This window comes from Nocardia sp. 852002-51101_SCH5132738 (genome assembly GCF_001665695.1).
In the GTDB taxonomy this organism is placed as follows: Bacteria; Actinomycetota; Actinomycetes; order Mycobacteriales; family Mycobacteriaceae; genus Nocardia; species Nocardia nova.
This window is the reverse complement of sequence record NZ_LZML01000217.1, coordinates 156,837-173,849: the sequence shown is the minus strand read 5'-3', so window position 1 is coordinate 173,849 and position 17,013 is coordinate 156,837. Positions and strand designations below refer to the sequence as shown.

The 17,013-nt window shown below is 68.8% G+C and carries 18 protein-coding genes; 7 read left to right on the top strand and 11 right to left on the bottom strand.

Translation table 11 applies throughout. From position 1 onward, the window contains the following. The first annotated feature begins 42 nt into the window (after window positions 1-42). Window positions 43-1,056 (top strand): alpha/beta hydrolase, encoded by a 1,014-nt coding sequence (locus tag A5789_RS35055; protein WP_227463058.1) that lies wholly within the window; start codon window positions 43-45, stop codon window positions 1,054-1,056. An 88-nt stretch (window positions 1,057-1,144) separates the two neighbouring features. Here A5789_RS35055 and A5789_RS35050 read toward each other — a convergent pair whose 3' ends face one another. The 5 genes from A5789_RS35050 to A5789_RS35030 form a co-directional block, all read right to left on the bottom strand. After that, on the bottom strand, window positions 1,145-1,705 hold the full coding sequence (locus A5789_RS35050) for a hypothetical protein (RefSeq protein WP_063014910.1): 561 nt from the start codon (window positions 1,703-1,705) through the stop codon (window positions 1,145-1,147). A gap of 142 nt (window positions 1,706-1,847) precedes the next feature. Further along, window positions 1,848-3,440, bottom strand: coding sequence for a cobyric acid synthase (locus A5789_RS35045; protein ID WP_064903969.1), 1,593 nt, complete (start codon window positions 3,438-3,440; stop codon window positions 1,848-1,850). Window position 3,441: 1 nt separating this feature from the next. Then, window positions 3,442-4,305: a type I methionyl aminopeptidase gene (gene map / locus A5789_RS35040; RefSeq protein WP_064903967.1), complete on the bottom strand. Its 864-nt coding sequence runs from the start codon at window positions 4,303-4,305 to the stop codon at window positions 3,442-3,444. A 60-nt stretch (window positions 4,306-4,365) separates the two neighbouring features. After that, window positions 4,366-4,797, bottom strand: a complete 432-nt coding sequence (locus A5789_RS35035; RefSeq protein WP_030513131.1) for a hypothetical protein — start codon at window positions 4,795-4,797, stop codon at window positions 4,366-4,368. Between the two features lie 279 nt (window positions 4,798-5,076). After that, window positions 5,077-5,691: a TetR/AcrR family transcriptional regulator gene (locus tag A5789_RS35030; protein ID WP_064903965.1), complete on the bottom strand. Its 615-nt coding sequence runs from the start codon at window positions 5,689-5,691 to the stop codon at window positions 5,077-5,079. Between the two features lie 74 nt (window positions 5,692-5,765). Here A5789_RS35030 and A5789_RS35025 point away from each other — a divergent pair, with 74 nt between their 5' ends. Both A5789_RS35025 and A5789_RS35020 read left to right on the top strand, forming a co-directional pair. After that, window positions 5,766-6,320, top strand: a complete 555-nt coding sequence (locus A5789_RS35025) for a peroxiredoxin-like family protein (RefSeq protein ID WP_064903963.1) — start codon at window positions 5,766-5,768, stop codon at window positions 6,318-6,320. Then, entirely contained in the window at window positions 6,317-6,937 is a 621-nt protein-coding gene (locus A5789_RS35020; RefSeq protein ID WP_063014923.1) for a YHS domain-containing protein, read from the top strand. Before A5789_RS35025 ends, A5789_RS35020 begins: the two co-directional genes overlap by 4 nt. A 15-nt stretch (window positions 6,938-6,952) precedes the next feature. Here A5789_RS35020 and A5789_RS35015 read toward each other — a convergent pair whose 3' ends face one another. Beyond that, on the bottom strand, window positions 6,953-7,711 hold the full coding sequence (locus A5789_RS35015; protein WP_064903961.1) for a pirin family protein: 759 nt from the start codon (window positions 7,709-7,711) through the stop codon (window positions 6,953-6,955). A gap of 178 nt (window positions 7,712-7,889) precedes the next feature. Between A5789_RS35015 and A5789_RS35010 the strand changes: the two genes are divergently transcribed. Further along, a complete protein-coding gene (locus A5789_RS35010; protein ID WP_062962471.1) occupies window positions 7,890-8,753 on the top strand; it encodes a helix-turn-helix transcriptional regulator in 864 nt (287 codons plus the stop codon). A gap of 21 nt (window positions 8,754-8,774) precedes the next feature. Here the strand turns inward: A5789_RS35010 and A5789_RS35005 are convergent, their stop codons facing one another. Both A5789_RS35005 and A5789_RS35000 read right to left on the bottom strand, forming a co-directional pair. Beyond that, the gene (locus tag A5789_RS35005) at window positions 8,775-9,596 is read right to left on the bottom strand and encodes an ABC transporter permease (protein WP_082857051.1); all 822 of its coding nucleotides are present in this window, start codon (window positions 9,594-9,596) and stop codon (window positions 8,775-8,777) included. Then, window positions 9,593-10,426, bottom strand: coding sequence for an ABC transporter permease (locus tag A5789_RS35000; RefSeq protein WP_082941170.1), 834 nt, complete (start codon window positions 10,424-10,426; stop codon window positions 9,593-9,595). Before A5789_RS35000 ends, A5789_RS35005 begins: the two co-directional genes overlap by 4 nt. A 180-nt stretch (window positions 10,427-10,606) precedes the next feature. Here A5789_RS35000 and A5789_RS34995 point away from each other — a divergent pair, with 180 nt between their 5' ends. Further along, complete coding sequence (locus tag A5789_RS34995; protein WP_063014929.1) at window positions 10,607-11,125, top strand: peroxynitrite isomerase; 519 nt, start codon at window positions 10,607-10,609, stop codon at window positions 11,123-11,125. A 167-nt stretch (window positions 11,126-11,292) separates the two neighbouring features. Next, the gene (locus A5789_RS37145) at window positions 11,293-11,448 is read left to right on the top strand and encodes a hypothetical protein (RefSeq protein ID WP_156055460.1); all 156 of its coding nucleotides are present in this window, start codon (window positions 11,293-11,295) and stop codon (window positions 11,446-11,448) included. A 117-nt stretch (window positions 11,449-11,565) separates the two neighbouring features. On the opposite strand, the gene A5789_RS34990 is transcribed toward A5789_RS37145, so the two are convergent. The 3 genes from A5789_RS34990 to ispG all read right to left on the bottom strand — a co-directional run bounded on the left by A5789_RS34990 (window position 11,566) and on the right by ispG (window position 15,555). Beyond that, entirely contained in the window at window positions 11,566-13,371 is a 1,806-nt protein-coding gene (locus A5789_RS34990; RefSeq protein WP_064903959.1) for a penicillin-binding transpeptidase domain-containing protein, read from the bottom strand. An 81-nt stretch (window positions 13,372-13,452) separates the two neighbouring features. Continuing rightward, window positions 13,453-14,313: a GNAT family N-acetyltransferase gene (locus A5789_RS34985; RefSeq protein ID WP_082857053.1), complete on the bottom strand. Its 861-nt coding sequence runs from the start codon at window positions 14,311-14,313 to the stop codon at window positions 13,453-13,455. A gap of 108 nt (window positions 14,314-14,421) precedes the next feature. Beyond that, entirely contained in the window at window positions 14,422-15,555 is a 1,134-nt protein-coding gene (gene ispG / locus A5789_RS34980) for a flavodoxin-dependent (E)-4-hydroxy-3-methylbut-2-enyl-diphosphate synthase (protein WP_193615572.1), read from the bottom strand. A 255-nt stretch (window positions 15,556-15,810) separates the two neighbouring features. Here ispG and nfi point away from each other — a divergent pair, with 255 nt between their 5' ends. Next, entirely contained in the window at window positions 15,811-16,593 is a 783-nt protein-coding gene (nfi, locus tag A5789_RS34975; protein WP_227463057.1) for a deoxyribonuclease V, read from the top strand. The last annotated feature ends 420 nt before the right edge of the window (window positions 16,594-17,013 follow it).

Genomic DNA, 17,013 nt, shown 5'->3' with positions numbered 1-17,013 from the left:
CTCGCCGTGCAGGCCCCTGAGCGGGTCGAATATCGTGAAGCTGTGACGAACGAGACGCCGCTGGCCCCGTCGACCACCCACGCCTGGCAGCCCGATGTCCTGGGCGAGGGATATCGGCAGCTGACCATCCCCCTCGGCCCCGATCCCGACGGTGAGGGGGTCGTCGAGGCCACCTTGGTCCGCCACGAGCCCGACATCGCCGAGCCGGCCGCCGGCGCCGTGCTGTACGTGCACGGTTTCACCGACTACTTCTTCCAGAAGCACCTCGCCGAGCACATGAGTGCGCGCGGCTACCGCTTCTACGCCCTCGACCTGCGCAAGTGTGGGCGCTCCCGACGCCCCGGGCAGACCGCGCACTACGTCAGCGACCTGCGGCTCTACGACGCGGAACTGGACCGCGCGGTCGAGATCGTGCGCGAGGAGACCGGGTTGCCGGTGCTGCTGATGGCTCACTCCACCGGCGGTCTGGTGCTGCCGCTGTGGCTGAACCGCCGCGACGCCGCCGCCCAAGACATCACCGGCCTGGTGCTCAACAGCCCGTGGTTCGATCTGCAGGGCCCGGCTTACTACCGCCACATCGGCACCGCCGTGATCGGCGGTGTCGGCCGGTTGCGCGCGATGACACGCCTGCCCGGCGGTGAGCTGAGCACCTACGGCGACAGCCTGCACACCAGCGTCTCCGGCGAATGGGACTACAACCTGGATTGGAAGCCGCTGGGCGGGTTCCCGGTCCATCTGGGCTGGTTGCGCGCCATCCGCAGGGGTCACGCGGAACTGCATCACGGACTCGACGTCGGCGTTCCGGCGCTGATCCTGCGGTCGAAGGTGACGAAGTTCATGCGCGAGTACGGCCCCGCCGCCGATGTGTCGGATGTGGTGCTCGACGTTCGCCAGATTCAGCGCTGGTCGGGATGTCTCGGCGGCCGCACGAACATCGTGCCGATCGAGGGCGCCCGCCACGACGTGTTCCTGTCGGCGCCGGAGGTGCGCGCGCACGCGTTCACCGAACTGGACGCCTGGCTGGGCTGGTTGCGGGATTTCCGCGGCGCACACTGAATCACGTTGCCGCGCAGGGTGTTCGCCGATGCGTGCCGTACCGGCGGCGTCGGCGGCACCTTTGACGGGTGCTATCGCGAGCCGGCGCTCACCACAGACCGGAGCGCAGCACGATCTCGGTGGCGAATTCGTGATCGGCCTTGATCGGCACATCGGCGGTGTCGACCTGGGTGACGCGGAATTCGCCGAAGACGTGGCGACCGCAGGAATCGGCGACCGCGCGCGGCAGGTCCTCGGTGGCGATGACGGTGGTGGGCAGTTCCACGGCGGGGCAGGTGGCATCGGCGGCGGTCCCGTCCACGGCGACGGCCGGATGCGGCCGCCCGGCCACCACCAGTCCGACGAAGCGGCCGAAGCCGCGCGCGCCCAGCTGCCAGGCCAGTTCCGCGCCCGCGCCGTACCCGGCCAGGTTGGCCCAGGCCACGCCGAGATCGTCGAGGATCGCATACACCGCGGCCTTGTCCAGGCCGTCGATCGACTCCACCGTGATGGTGCGCAGATCGGAATTGTGCAGTCGCTCGCACACCTGGTCGTAGACGTCGGCCGGAGCTCCGGCGTCGGGTAGCAGCAGCACCGTATGCCTGGACTCCGGCCCGCCGACTCGTACGGTCCAGGCGCGGTCACCGACCGCGATTTGCCGGGTCTCCATGCCGATCCACGCTACACGGGAGCGGGCGGGCGCACGCCATGTCCTCGGCCACGTTCCCGGCCGGTGATGACTCGGATCGCAGCGCTGTGAGGTGGGTGGCGCGAGTCTGGATTCGGCCCGCGGGCACACCCGGCGGCCGTGCTCAGCGGCCCAGGGTCACCGAGGGCAGACCCGCCGGCGCCCCGCCGCTGATCAGCCGCTCGAGAGCCGCGACGTCGAGGTGTTTCTCGATGAGGTCGGCGAGCAGGTCCAATTGCGCGGTCCGCACCGCCTCCACACTCGTGTCCGGCGCGACGGCGAATCCGGTGCGCCCGGCCTGCTCGGCGGCCTCGCGCAACCAGGCGCGGCGGAACTGGTCGGATTCGAGCAGTCCGTGCAGGTGAGTGCCCCGTACCGCACCGCGCACACTGCCTTCCGCGACGCCGCCGCGGTCGTCGTCCGAGGCGGCTCCGGCTACCTCGACCCAGGCCGGATCGCCGCTGCGCCGGACGCGGCCGTGGTGAATCTCGTAGCCCGACAAGGACATTCCGGCCACCGCGCCGCCGGTGGTCGCGCCTCGGCCGGCGCTGCGGCGCAGGACCTTGGGTTCGGCGAACTCGATATCGAGGTCGAGCAGCCCGAGGCCCGCGACCTGCCCGTCCGAGGACTCGACCTCGTCGTCGATGCGGCGACCCAGCATCTGATATCCGCCGCAGATCCCGAGGACCGGCTTGCCCGCCGCGGCGTGCGCGCACACTGCATCGGCGATTCCGGTGCGGCGCAACCAGTTCAGGTCCGAGACCGTGGATTTGCTGCCGGGCACGACGACGACGTCGATTCCGGCCAAGCGCGACGGATCGCTCACCCAGCGCACCGAAACCCCCGGCTCGCACGCCAGGGCCTCGATATCGGTGGAATTGGAGATGCGCGGCAGTCGGATGGCGCCGACGGTCAGCCATTCGGTGCCCACCGGCGGGCGAGGCCGGCCGACCGGGGCGTCGGCGACGGTGCCCAGAGAGTCCTCCGCGTCGATCCACAGCTCGTCGCTGAAGGGCAGGACACCGAGCGTCGGGCGGCCGGTGAGCGCGGTCAGCTGCTCCAGGCCCGGGCGCAGCAACTCCACGTCGCCGCGGAACTTGTTGACGATGTAGCCCGAGATCAGCTGCTGATCCTCGGGGTCGAGGATCGCCACGGTGCCGAACAGATGTGCCAGCACCCCGCCGCGGTCGATATCGCCCACCAGCAGCACCGGCAGCTCCGCCGCGTGCGCGAGACCCATATTCGCCAGATCCGTTGCGCGCAAATTGATCTCGGCGGGCGAGCCGGCGCCCTCGCAGATCACGACATCGAAGTCGGCGCGCAGGGCGGCCAGTTCCCCGGCGACCACCTCGCGCAACCAACGCCGGTGCCGGAAATAATCGCGGGCTCCCACGGTGTCGACGGCGATGCCCCGCACCACCAGTTGCGAGCGGCGATCGCTGCCGGGTTTGAGCAGGACCGGATTGAACCGCACGCTGGGTTCGAGTCCGCAGGCGCGCGCCTGCAATGCCTGCGCCCGGCCGATCTCGCCCCCGTCCAGGGTGACGACCGAATTGTTGGACATGTTCTGCGCCTTGAACGGCGCCACCCGCACGCCGCGCCGCGCCAGCATGCGGCAGATCCCGGCCACCACCACGCTTTTGCCGGCATCGGAGGTGGTGCCGGCGACCAACAGCGCGCCGTTCACCGCATCACCGCGACGGCCACACCCGCGCATCTCATGGGAGCGTGAGGATTTCGGCGCCTTCCTCGGTCACGACCAGCGTGTGCTCGAATTGCGCGGTCCACTTGCGGTCCTTGGTGACCACGGTCCAGCCGTCGTCCCAGATCTCGTAATCGATACCGCCGAGGTTGATCATCGGCTCGATGGTGAAGGTCATGCCCGGCTCGATGACCGACTCGATGGCGGGCTGGTCGTAGTGCAGGATCACCAGGCCGCTGTGGAAGGTGGGGCCCACGCCGTGGCCGGTGAAGTCGCGGACCACGCCGTAGCCGAAACGGTTCGCATACGACTCGATGACGCGCCCGATCACGTTCAGCGCCCGCCCCGGTCGCACCGCCTTGATGGCCCGCATGGTGGCCTCGTGGGTGCGCTCCACCAGCAGCCGGGCCTCCTCCTCGACGTCACCGGCGAGAAAGGTGGCGTTGGTATCGCCGTGCACACCGTTGATGTAGGCCGTGACGTCGATATTGACGATGTCGCCGTCCTCGATGACGGTGGAGTCCGGAATGCCGTGGCAGATCACCTCGTTCAGCGAGGTGCAGCAGGATTTGGGGAAGCCCTTGTAACCCAGCGTCGACGGGTAGGCGCCGTGGTCGCAGAGATATTCGTGCACGACCGCGTCGAGGTGATCGGTGGTGACGCCCGGGGCGACGGCTTTACCGGCCTCCTGCAGCGCCTGGGCGGCCAGTTTGCTCGCCAGCCGCATCTTCTCGATGGTCTCCGGCGTCTGCACCCACGGCTCGCGACCCTCGTTGACGGTCTTCTTCCAGGCGTACTCCGGCCGCTCGATCGAGCGCGGCACCTCGCGGACGGGCGAGAGCGTTCCGGGGACGAGCGGCTTGCGGGTGCGCACAGACATGCATTCAGACTATCCGCCCCCGGAGGCGCCCACGGCGGCGACGCCCGCTGTGCGCTGCGGTTACCGGGCGGGCGGCGTGGCGACGCCGCTGACGAGGTCGGTGTAGCCGTCGACCAGTTCGGCGAGGTGGTACCAGTGCTTGTGGGTGGTGTCGCTGCGGGCGCCGTCACGGTCGATGGCGCGGTTGGCGGCGACCCAGCTGCCGGCCATGCGATCGACCATCGGCCCGAGGACATCGGTGCGCAGCGCGACGCCGGTGCGATAGCCCGGCAGTTCGCGTTCGACCCATTCGTTGATGTCGTCGATGAGTTCACCGCGGCGGCAGTCGATTTCCGCGATGAGAATCGGGTCGGCGATCTGCGCGCGCCGGGTGTGCAGCTCGGCCAGCGCCCGGGCGGATCGCAACAGTTCGCGGTCCTGGAATCGCCGACCTTGGAAGGCGCACAACAATTGCGGGGCTGCTGGTAACGCACTGGCAATCGAAGTCGTCATCGTCGCACCGTCATCACTGATCTCCGGATTTCGCTCGTCCGTAGTTCGGATCGAATGTGGCGAATCTAAGGGTAGATCGGATTCTGCTCTTGCATATGCAAGAACGCAAGATTGCGTCTGCATTGCCGGAATCACGGTGTGGTCACAGTCTTCCCGAACAACGATACGCCTGCGACGTGCGGTGATGTCTCGAGAACGACTGTGCCGGCAATCATTTCACGGGACTGCCGTGGGTGGCCGGAACCCGCGACGGCGCGTCGGCGAGCTCCCGCGGCCCGCTCAGTGCGGCGCTAAACCACGCAAAACTATCTCCATACCTTCTCGAAATTCCTCCTCGGCCGAGATTTCCCGGGCCTGCGTGGCGGTTTCGATGAGGTAGGGATAGTCGGCCGAGGGCAGCGACGCGATCGCCGCGGTACCGGCCCCGCCGATCGCCGCATAGTGTTCGTTCTCCAGACAGCCGAGCAGGAAGGCCACCAGCGTCCGCTGAGCTATCACTCGCTCCCGCCCCGTGAAGCCGCCGGCGGTGAGGGCGGCGAGGGTGGCGTCCATCCAGCGCAGTGCGGCCGGACTCGCGTGCCGATGCCGCGGCACCAGCGGAGCCGTCGCCGGGTGCGCCGCGACCGCCGCCCGCATCCGCTCGAGCAGTAACGCCAGTTGCGCCCGCCACGGCGCGTCGACGGGGGTGGACACGTCGACCTCACCGAGCACCCGATCGACGATCAGCACTTCGAGGGCCTCACGGTCGGCGACGTAGCGGTACAGCGCCATGGTGGCCATGCCCAATTCGGCGGCCACCGCACGCATCGTCAGCCCGGGCAGACCCGCGCGGTCGATGACCGCCAGGGCTGCCGCCGACAGGTCCGCGGTGGTCAGCGAGCGAGGACGGGGCACGGATTGACAGCGTACAAGATACGCGCATACTGGTCGTAGGCGTACGAGGTACACCTACGTAGTGAGGAGCATTCATGTCGCCACCCACCACCGTCGCGAGCCGGACCCTAACCGCGGTCACCGGCACCGAGATTCCCGTCCCGGATCCCGACCGCCTGATCCACCTGCAATTCCGCCGGTTCGCCGGATGTCCCATCTGTCACCGGCATCTGCGCAGCTTCGTCACCCGACACGCCGAGATCGCCGCCGCCGGCATCCGCGAGGTCGCCGTATTCCATTCCCCGGCGGACGAATTGACCGACTACGCCGCCGATATCCCGCTGGAGCTGATCGCCGATCCGGACAAGGCGCTGTATCGCGAATTCGGTGTGGAATCCGCACCTCGCGCACTGCTGCATCCGCGGGCGTGGCCGGGTATCGCACTGGCGGTCGGGGGCGCCGTCGGCCCGATGGCACGCGGCGAACAACCCACGCCCCGCGGCACGCCGCAGGGCGGTCGCCTCGGCCTGCCCGCCGACTTCCTCATCGCCTCCGACGGCTCCATCGCCGCCGCCCATTACGGCTCACACGCCGACGACCAGTGGTCGGTCGACGAATTGCTCTCCTACGCAAAGGAATTCCGCTCATGATGACCATCGAACTGTTCGTCTCCGGGTCCACACCGACGCGCGAGCGCCGCGCCGCCCTGGCCGAACGCATCCTGCACGCCCTGACCACCGGCGAATCCGCACCCGAGCAGGTCCTCGCTCGCGCCCGGGAGTTGACCCACGTGCTGATCCACACGCCGGAGGTGTGGGCGACCGGCGGTCCCGATCCCTCGACCGCACCGCGTTATCTGGCCCGCGTGACGGTGCCCGGGTCCTGGAGCAACACGGAAGGATTCGGCGCGCACCTGATCGCGGCGATCACCGAGGCCGTCGCCGCGACCGAACCGGATCCGGACCGGCTGTCCCGGGACCCGCATTGCCTGGTGCAGATCATCGGCCTGCGCGAGGGCAATGTCGGCACGCTGGGACATGCCACCTCCGGAACCGAGATCACCCGGCTGATCACCCAGGACTACCACCCGGCCGAGGATCACCGGGACGTGCCCGACGGCCATGTGATCGATCCGGTGTGCGGTATGACCGTGGAGTGGGCGACCGCGCGCTTCACCCTGACGCACGACGGTGTCGACTACGCCTTCTGCGCGCCGGGCTGCCGGAAGGCCTTCGCCGAGGAGCATTCGATCACCGCAGGCGGCTGAACCGGTCCGGCCGGATCAGCTCGTACTCGCGTGCATCTCCCAGATCAGCACCTCACTCGGCGCCACGGCCGTGATGCGCTGCCCGCCGGTGCCCGTGGTGCGCACCGCGTCACCGGCGGACAGGGTGGTCCGCTCGTCCGGGCCCTCGAAGGCGACTGTTCCGCGGGCCACGAAGACATGACCGAACGGTGCCTCCGGCACCAGCACCGAACGGCCCGGGTCCAGCCGTGCGACGTGGAAGGCCGCGTAGCGGTTGCCGAGGGTGATCGCCGTCTCGGCGCGATGGCGAGGTATTCCGGATGCGACGGTGACCAGCTCGTTGCGTGACAGGTCGGCCTCGACGTCGGATTCCTGATAACCCGGCGCGCGGCCGGCCTCGTCCGGCGGTATCCACATCTGCACCACGTGCAGGTTCGCCCGCTCGCCGTACCCCGCACCGTTGCGTTCGGAATGCAGGATTCCGGTTCCCGCGCTCATGCGCTGGGCCAGGCCCGGCCGGATCAGGCCCGAGTGCCCCTCCGAATCCTGGTGCACCACAGTGCCTTCCAGCACCCAGGTCACGATCTCGGTATTCAGATGCTGATGGGTGTCGAAACCGGCACCGGCCTCGACGACATCCTCGTTGTGCACCAGCAACATTCCGTGCGCATGGGCGGCGAGATCGAAATTCCCGGTCGCGGGAAACGACTGCCGGGAATCGAGCCATTCGTTCCGCCAGCCGTATCGCTGGCCGGATCGTACGATCCGCACCGCCTCCGCTGCTGTCGGCGCCATGGCGATCGACCTCCGTTCCACCCGTGTTCTCCTGCTGCAATCCCCGGGCAATCGTGGATATTCCCGGGTGGGAACGACCGCGCCGGAACCCGCGGGACGGGCGGTATGCTCGCCCGACCGTTCCCGAATCCGTGGAACGTGCTCGAGCGTCCCGAATCTCACGAGGAGTACGCGCGCGATGGCAGGTAAACGCACAGTGCTGACGGTTCAGTTGCGGCGGTTGGCCGCACTGCTGTCGGAGATGCGTGAGCAGGCGGGGATCAGCAAGGAGGTGGTCAGCGCCCGCACCGGCATCAACGTCACCACGCTCTACCGGATCGAAACCGCGCAGGCGCGCCCGCAGCGGCGCACCCTCACCGCGATGCTCGACCTGTACGGCATCGGCGAACCGCAGCGCTCCGACGCGGTGCAGTTGCTCATGGAAGCGCAGAAACCGGGCATGTCGCGTCCGTTCGAGGCGGCCGTCTCGGAGGTCTACGCCGCCTACATCAATTTCGAAACCGAGGCGCTGTCGGCGCGACTGTTCCAGACCTCGTTCATCCCCGGCCTGTTGCAGACCGAGCGCTACGCGTGGGCGGTCCTGGATACCGCGATGCCCAAGGTCGAGACGTCGGTGATCGAACAGCGCCTGCGGGCCCGGGTGGAGCGTTCGAAGGTGCTGACCCGCGACGGTAATCCCCTGGAGTTGTGGGTGGTCCTCGACGAGGCCGCGATCCGGCGGGTGGTCGGCGGGCCCGAGGTGATGCGCGAACAGTTGCTGCGGCTCACCGAGGACACCGACAAGCGCAATGTCATCCTGCAAGTGCTCCCGTTCGGCGCGGGTGCGCACCCGGCGATGGTCGGCTCCTTCGTCGTCCTCGACTTCCCCGATCCGGCCGACCCCGAACTGGTCTACGTCGAGGGGATCGCCGGCGACGATATCGTGGAGGGCCACAACGAGATTCGTCGCTTCGGCGTGATGTTCGACCAGCTGCGCGCGATGGCCCTGAGTCCGCGCGACTCCGCGGAGATGATCAACGAGATCGCCGAGGGCCTGCGCTGATCGATGCCGGCGCGGCGCCGGTCACTGCCGGCTGGCGCGCCGGAATCCGACCGCCGCCGGCACGGCGAAGACGACCATCGCACCGACCGACCATCCCACCGTCGCCCACAGCGGCCCACGCGCCGGCTCGCCGAGCGCCAGCGCGCGCATCGAGTCGATCGCCGTGGACATCGGCTGGTGTTCCACGATCGGCTGTGCCCAGCCGGGATAGGCCTCCAGTGGAACGAATCCGGTGCTGAAGAACATCAGCAGCGAGGAGCCGAGCGAAATGGCCTCCACCACGAACGTCTTCGCCGAATACACCGCGACCGCCGTCACCATCGTGGCGAATCCCAGTCCGTAGAGCAGCGGCACGCCGAGCACCGCGAGCGCGGCGGCCGGACGATGGAACCGGAAACCGAGCGCCATACCCACCGCGAACAGCACCACCGTGCACAGCACGATCCGGGCGACCTCGGCGAGCAGCCGCGACAGCAGTCCCGAGGCGCGATGGACCGGCAGCGCCCAGAAGCGGCCCAGCAGACCCGCATCCCGTTCGCGGCCGAGCGTCACCGCCCCGGCCAGCGATCCCGACATCACCGACACCACGGTCACCATCGGAACAGAACCGTAGAGCGCGTCGACGCCGGAGAACGAGGAGATCTGCCGACCGAGCACCGTATTCAGCATCACCAGCAGCAGCGCCGGGAAGACCAGGATCTGTGCCGTCGTGAGCGGATCGCGGCGCCAGCGCCGCAACAGCCGGCCGGTCTGCACCAGGGTCTGCGGCAGCAGATATCGCCAGCGCTCGGTATCCACCTGCACGGTCGCCAGTTCGCGCACCGCGGTGTCCGCCCGCGTCATCGCTGCCGCCGCACGGCCAGCACCACCGAACCGCCGCCGAAGACCAGCAGCCCGGCGGCCGTCCACACCACACCCGGTCCGACCGTCGACCGGTCCACCGCTGTCGCGAAACCCGGCTGGTCACCCGCGAGCGCCCGCATCGCGTCGACGAATTGCGACACCGGCTGATTCCGCGCGAAACCCTGGATCCACGGCGGGAATTGGGAGGCCGGCGCGAACCCGGTGGACACCATGCCGAGGATCAACTGCGGCAGCATCAGCACCTGGGTGGTGGCCTCCGGCGATTTCGACAATGCCCCCAGCAGATCGCCGAACAGTCCCAGCATCAGCCCGACCGACACCGCGAACAGGACGAAGCCGACTGTTTCCCAGAAGCTTCCGCCGAACCGGAAGCCGATCACGTGCGCGGCCAGCAGCGCCGCCACCAAGGCGATCGTGATGCGGTATCCGGTAGCTGCGGTGCGGGCGACCAGCGGGGCGATCGGCGGAATCGGCATGGTCGCCAGCCGGGCGTCGAGACCGTCGCGGGCGTCGACCGCCGCGCGCAGCGCGGCCGCGGTCGCGCAGAACGACACCGCCTGCATGACGATCATCGGCATCAGGAACTGGGCGTAGCTGCTCGCGCCGTGCCCGGCGAAGCTCATCACCCGATTCAGCGGTACGTAGAAGCCGAGGGTGAACACCGTCGGCGCCAGCACCGCGGTGAGCACCTCGCCGTTGCGCAGCGAGGGCCGGATCTGGCGGCGGGTCAGCACCCAGCACGGCAGCCACCAGCCGCGCAGCACGGCATGCGTGCCCCGCCGCGGCACCGGCTGGATTCGCACTGTCATTGCCTGCTCCGTTCGCACGCGGTCGGCATCCGTCCATCACACCAGACACCGGGCCGCCGCCGCGCGATCTCGGCGCGAGCGGGGCCCGATTCGCGGTGTATGTCGCGGCTTACCCCGTCTCGTCCCGGACGAACCGGACTCTGCCGCGTGGTCGTCCCACCCTCGGCGCCGCGGGGAACTATGCTGTGCGCCGTGCTCGAACCCCAACCCGCCGTCGCGCCCCATCCGGATATCGCCCATCTGGCTCCGCTGCTGGGCACCTGGCGGGGCTCCGGCCACGGGGAGTATCCGACCATCGAGCCGTTCGACTATCACGAGGAGATCCGATTCGGCCACGTCGGCCGGCCGTTCCTCACCTATCGGCAGCGCACCCGCCACGCCGGCGACGGCCGCTCGCTGCACGCCGAAACCGGCTACCTGCGCTCGACCGGCGCGGACCGGGTGGAGCTGATCCTCGCGCACCCCACCGGCATCACCGAGATCTGCGAGGGGCGCATCGCGGTCGTCGAGGACGGACTGCGGCTCGAGCTCGATTCCACTCATATCGGCACCTCGAGTACCGCGAAATCGGTCACCGCGCTGGGCCGCTCTATTCATCTGTCCGGGGACACGATCGACTACAAGCTGCGAATGGCGGCCGTCGGGCAACCGACGCAACATCATTTGTCGGCCAGCTTGCGCCGAGCTGAACAGAATTAAGAATTGACGGTATAACCAGGCTTTTCGTGGTCTCTTCCGCTGCGCGTTCCGGCGCAGGGGGTTGTCGGCGCGCGGTTCGCCGGTTTACGGTTTTCCGGGTCGGCTAATAGTCGGCGAACCGATGGTTCGATGCCAGTGGCTCTCACTCACCGATAAGGGAGAAGACCATGAAGCGTTCGACGCTCACGCTGATCACCGCGGGGATGATCCTCGCCGGGACCGGGGCCGTGGAGATTCTGGGAGACGGTTCGGCCGGGGCGTCACCCCCGACCGAGCACGCGACCTCGGCCACCGTCGGTGGAACGGAGGTGCAGGGACAATAAACGGCTCACGAACGTCACCGCTTTCACCCCCGTGACCGGACGCCACCGAGCGTCCGGTCACGTGTATTCAGGGGGCTCCCGAAAATCTTCGTCCGCACGGCGCGCACACGCCCCGGCTCAGGCACTCCCCGGTGGCAGAGCCGCCAGCATATCCCTGGTCACCGCGACCGCATTGTCCGAACTCCCGCCGCGGACCAGCAGCGTCGCCCACGCGAGATCGCCGCGATAGCCGATGAACCACGAATGCGATCCGCCGTCGACCTCCGCCTCACCGGTCTTGCCGAACACCTCGCCCTGGTCGGCGATCCGCTCGGCGGTACCGCCGGTGACCACCTTGCGCATCATCGCCTGCAGGCCCTCCACCACCTGCGGTGACAGGCTCGGCCGGTCGCCGTGGACGGCCGTCTCGTGCCCGGAGATCAGATACGGCGTCGGCGCCGACCCGTGCGCGACCGTCGCCGCCACCAGCGCCATGCCGAACGGGCTGACCACCACCCCGCCCTGGCCGATCCCGTCCTCGGTGCGAACCACCTCGTCGTCGGCGCGCGGCACCGAACCCGACACGGTCGGCAACCCGGCCACGGTGTAGTCCGGGCCCACCCCCATCCGCGCCGCCGCGTCGGTCAGGGCCGCACCGGGCAGTTCGCTGGCCAATTTCGCGAAGGCCGTATTGCAGGACCGCTCGTACGCCGTCGACATCGGCACATCGCCGAGGGAGAACAGGTCGTAGTTGGGAATTGTCCGCTCCCCCACCACGATTCGGCTCGGACACGGCACGACGGTATCCGGATTCGCGATGTCCGCGGTCATCGCGGCGGCGGCGGTGACGGTCTTGAAGGTGGAGCCGGGCGGATACAGTCCGGTCGTCGCGACCGGCCCGTCGGTGTCGGCGGCCTCGTTCTGCGCCACCGCGAGGATCGCTCCGGTGGAGGGCTGGATCACCACCATCATGGTCTGCTCGCGGCGCGGGTCGACGGCCCGCTGCGCGGCGTTCTGCACGGTGCGGTCGATACTCAGCGAGAACGACGGGGCCGGTTGCGGCGCAACCTCTTTCAGCACATCGGTATCGACGCCGTCGGCATTGACGGTGACCACACTCCAGCCCGCCTTGCCGTCGACCTCGTCGATGACGGTCTTGCGGATCTGCGTCATCAGATCGGGCGCGAAATGCCGGTCGGTGGGAAGCAGATCCCACTGCCGGTCGGTGGTCACTCCGGGCAGGCCCAGCAACTGTCCGCTGACCTGGTCGAATTCCCAATCGCTGAGGCCCAGGACGAGAGTGGGACCGTGTTGTTTCCGGGCGGCGGCCAGGATCGCGTCGGTGGTCAGGGTGTCGTCGAACTGTTTGAGCGCGGCCGACAGCGCTCCGGCCACATAGCCCGGATCCGGGGCGTCGGACACCGCGAACGAAATCCGGTGCACGACCCCCGGAACCAGGACGTCGCTGCCGGATCGTTCGTTGACCCGGGCCCGCGGAGCCGCAGTGGTGCGCAGGTGCAGGCTTTGGGTGTCACCCAGTTTCGGATGGATGTCCGAGGCGCTCCAGCGCACCTTCCACTGCCCATCGCTGCGGCCCATCTGCAACTGGCCGGAGTAGCTCCAGGCGCGGTCCTTCGGCAGTGTCCACTCGTAGGTGTAGTCGACGGTAGCGGTGTCGCCGGTGACGCGCGCGGATCCGGTGTGCGCGGCCAGGTGCTGCGCCTGCAGGTTCTGCCACGCCGAAGCCAATGCCGCCGAGGCCTTCTCGGGCTGCGTGGTCAGATCGGCGGCGTGCGCCGCGTCCTGCCGGGCGAAGGCGGACAGGAAGGAGTCGGCGGCGGCGACCGGACCCTGCGGTCCGGAGGAACACGCGCTCGCCGTCACCACGACGGCGGCGGCCGCACCCAGCACCAGTGCGCGCGGCGCACATCTCGACTTCCACATTGCCACCGATGGTAGCCAGCCGGTCGCTGGTAAACGTTGCGACACACTGGTTTTGCACAGTAAGCGGGGAAACCCGCGCGCTCAGTCCACGAGGATCGTCGCGAATGTCGCGACCTGATGGAAGCCGACCTTGGCGTACGCGCGGCGGGCGACCTCGTTGTAGGAGTTCACGTACAGGCTCGCGGTGCGCCCGGCCGCGACCACCGCGTCGGCGACCGCGGCCGTCCCGGCGGTGCCGAGACCGCGACCCCGCCACTGCGGATGGACCCACACGCCCTGGATCTGACCGGTCCGCCGCGACATCGCCCCGACCTCGGCCTTGTAGACGACCTGGCCGTCCTCGAAGCGCGCCCACGCGCGGCCCGCCTCGATGAGGCTCGCCACCCGGCGCCGGTATCCGCGACCGCCGTCGCCGGCCCGCGGATCGACGCCGATCTCCTCGGTGAACATCGCGACCGCGGCGACCAGATACCGTTCCAGCTCGTCGCTGCGCACGCGACGCACCTTCGGATCGGGGATGGCGCGGGCGCGGCCGTCGAGGGCCAGCAGCGGCTGATCGGCGCGGATCTCACGCGGCGGACCCCACCGCTGTTCCAGCGTCTCCCACAGCGGCAGCGCCAATTCCTGGCGGCCCACCACCGAGGAGCACACCCGCGGCCACCGGGCCGCGCGATCGGCGAAGGCCCGCATATCGTCGGTCGTTCCGCGCAACGGCACCAGATTGGCGCCGGAGAAACACAGCGAATCCGCCGGGGTACGCCGCGTCCACAATTCCCCGCCGCCGCGGTTGTCCAGGCCGTATTCCTGCAGACGCGCGGCAACCATGCACCCGGCCACCGGATCGGTGTCCAGCACTTCCAGCACCTGCGCCAGATCGCGATCCGCGAGCTGACGAGCACCGGAAATCCGTGACCGGCGCGACGGTTCCAGCACACTCCGCACGCTCCCAGCCTGCCATGAACGACGCCTGCGTGCGGGGGCTTTGCTCGGCTCCAAGGGCAGAATGCGCCCGGCGCGCAACACGCCCGCTCCCCTGTCCGCGTCCGGCGGTCAGCCGACGGTCACGACGGGCTCGCCGTTCTCGGCGTCGGTACCCATCTCGTCGGCGATGCGCATGGCCTCTTCGATCAGCGTCTCCACGATCTGGTGTTCCGGCACGGTCTTGATGACCTCGCCCTTCACGAAGATCTGGCCCTTGCCGTTACCGGAGGCGACACCCAGATCGGCCTCACGAGCCTCACCGGGACCGTTGACCACACAGCCCATGACCGCCACCCGCAGCGGCACCTCGAGACCCTCCAGACCCGCGGTGACCGCGTTGGCGAGGGAGTAGACGTCGACCTGCGCACGTCCGCAGGACGGGCAGGACACGATCTCGAGTTTGCGCGGACGCAGATTCAGCGACTGCAGGATCTGCCCGCCGACCTTGACCTCCTCGGCGGGCGGCGCGGACAGCGAGACCCGGATGGTGTCGCCGATGCCCTCGCTGAGCAGGGCGCCGAAGGCCACCGCCGATTTGATCGTGCCTTGGAAGGCCGGCCCGGCCTCGGTGACGCCCAGGTGCAGCGGGTAGTCGCACTGTGCGGCCAGCTGCCGGTAGGCCTCGACCATGACCACCGGATCGTTGTGCTTGACCGAGATCTTGATATCGCCGAAGCCGTGCTCCTCGAACAGGCTCGCCTCCCACAGCGCCGACTCCACCAGCGCCTCTGGGGTGGCCTTGCCGTATTTCTCGAGCATGCGCTTGTCCAGCGAGCCCGCGTTCACGCCGATCCGGATCGGGATCCCGGCGGCACCGGCGGCCTTGGCGACCTCCTTGACGCGGCCGTCGAACTCCTTGATGTTGCCCGGATTGACGCGCACGGCGGCACAGCCGGCATCGATCGCGGCGAAGATGTAGCGGGGCTGGAAGTGGATGTCCGCGATCACCGGGATCTGCGACTTCTTCGCGATCATCGGCAGCGCGTCGGCGTCCTCCTGCCGCGGGCAGGCCACGCGCACGATGTCACAGCCCGAGGCGGTCAGTTCCGCGATCTGCTGCAGCGTGGCGTTCACGTCGTGGGTCTTGGTCGTGGTCATCGACTGGACGGAGATGGGGTGATCACTGCCCACTCCCACCGTGCCCACCATCAGCTGGCGCGTTTTACGCCGCGGTGCGAGGACCGCCGCCGGTGCGGCCGGCATCCCCAGGGTGATGGCTGTGCTCACGTTCGGCTGCCTACTTTCGTCTGCGTCTGGTGCACCCGTTCGTTGCCGAGTCTAGTGCGGGCGGTATGAGAGCGACCTGTGAGAGCACCGACACCCCGGCCGGTGAACCACGCACTCATGGTCCGCCACCACCGCCGAACGACTGTGACCAGGACCGTACCGTCGCCGGGCCGAGCTGCCCGGCACACCCGGTATGCCCGGTCATCCGCGTTTTTCCGCCCGGATGCCGAGGTGGCTACCGTAGACGAGCCGAAGACCGGCAAGCACCGTCGCGTTCAGGAGGATTCACCGGATGTACATCCCGCGACCACGTGTCGGGCGGCGCTGACCGTGCGCCTGGCGATGATTCCCGAACTGCCCGCCGACCCGGAAGCGGCTGCGGCACTGCAGGAACGATTGCGCGATTCGGTGCTCACCCACGACCCGCGGCCGCCGCGATTTCGCACCGTCGCGGGCCTGGATTCGGCCTACGACGAGTCCGGCGCGGTCGTCGCCGCCGTCGTGGTCCTCGATCTCGACACGATGGCGACCGTCGACACCGCCGTCGCCCGCGGCACGACGCGGTTTCCGTACGTGCCCGGCCTGCTCGCGTTCCGGGAACTGCCGACCACCCTGGCCGCGCTGGAACGCCTCGAGACCACGCCCGACCTGCTGGTCTGCGACGGCCAGGGCATCGCCCACCCGCGGCGCTTCGGGCTGGCGTGCCACCTGGGGGTGCTGACCGGCCTGCCGTCGATCGGCGTCGCCAAGACGGTGTGGGGTCGATGCGACGAGCCCGATGCCGCGCGGGGTTCGGTATCCGACATCACGGTGGACGGCGAGGTGGTCGGCCGGGCGCTGCGCACCCAGCCCGGGATCAAACCGGTGTACGTGTCGGTGGGCCATCGCATCTCCCTCGACACCGCGTGCGCCCAGGTTCTCGCGCTCGCGCCGAAGTACCGCCAGCCGGAGACCACCCGCCGCGCCGACCATCTGTGCCGAACACTGTTGCGCGACAGCGTCGCTCGCGGCTAGGGAAGCGCCCGGGCACAACGGGCGAGCAGCGCCGGGTGGCAGCATCGAACCAGCCTACGAAGGCGACCATCGGCAACTTAATCGCTAATCGACGATTCGCGTTGCGCGGACCCGCGAGATTCGCCGAACACCACCGCCACCCGGAGCGACGGCAATCAATGTCCGGGCGGCGCCAGAGTCGAATGTCATCTCGTTTCAGATATTCGTTCTCGAATTGCGATCGCGCCTGATGCGGTCGATTGTTTTCCGTTTCGTCGTACCCGATCGAAGTAGCTGAAATCCGATGACTATTCGCCGATCGCCACCGGACGCGAACCCTTTACTCCGATCCGCGTCGGCCGCGTCCGATCGCCGCGAACACTGCATATCAAGACGAACACCGCAGATCAGACGGCACGACAGGGGAACGGCCACCGGAGG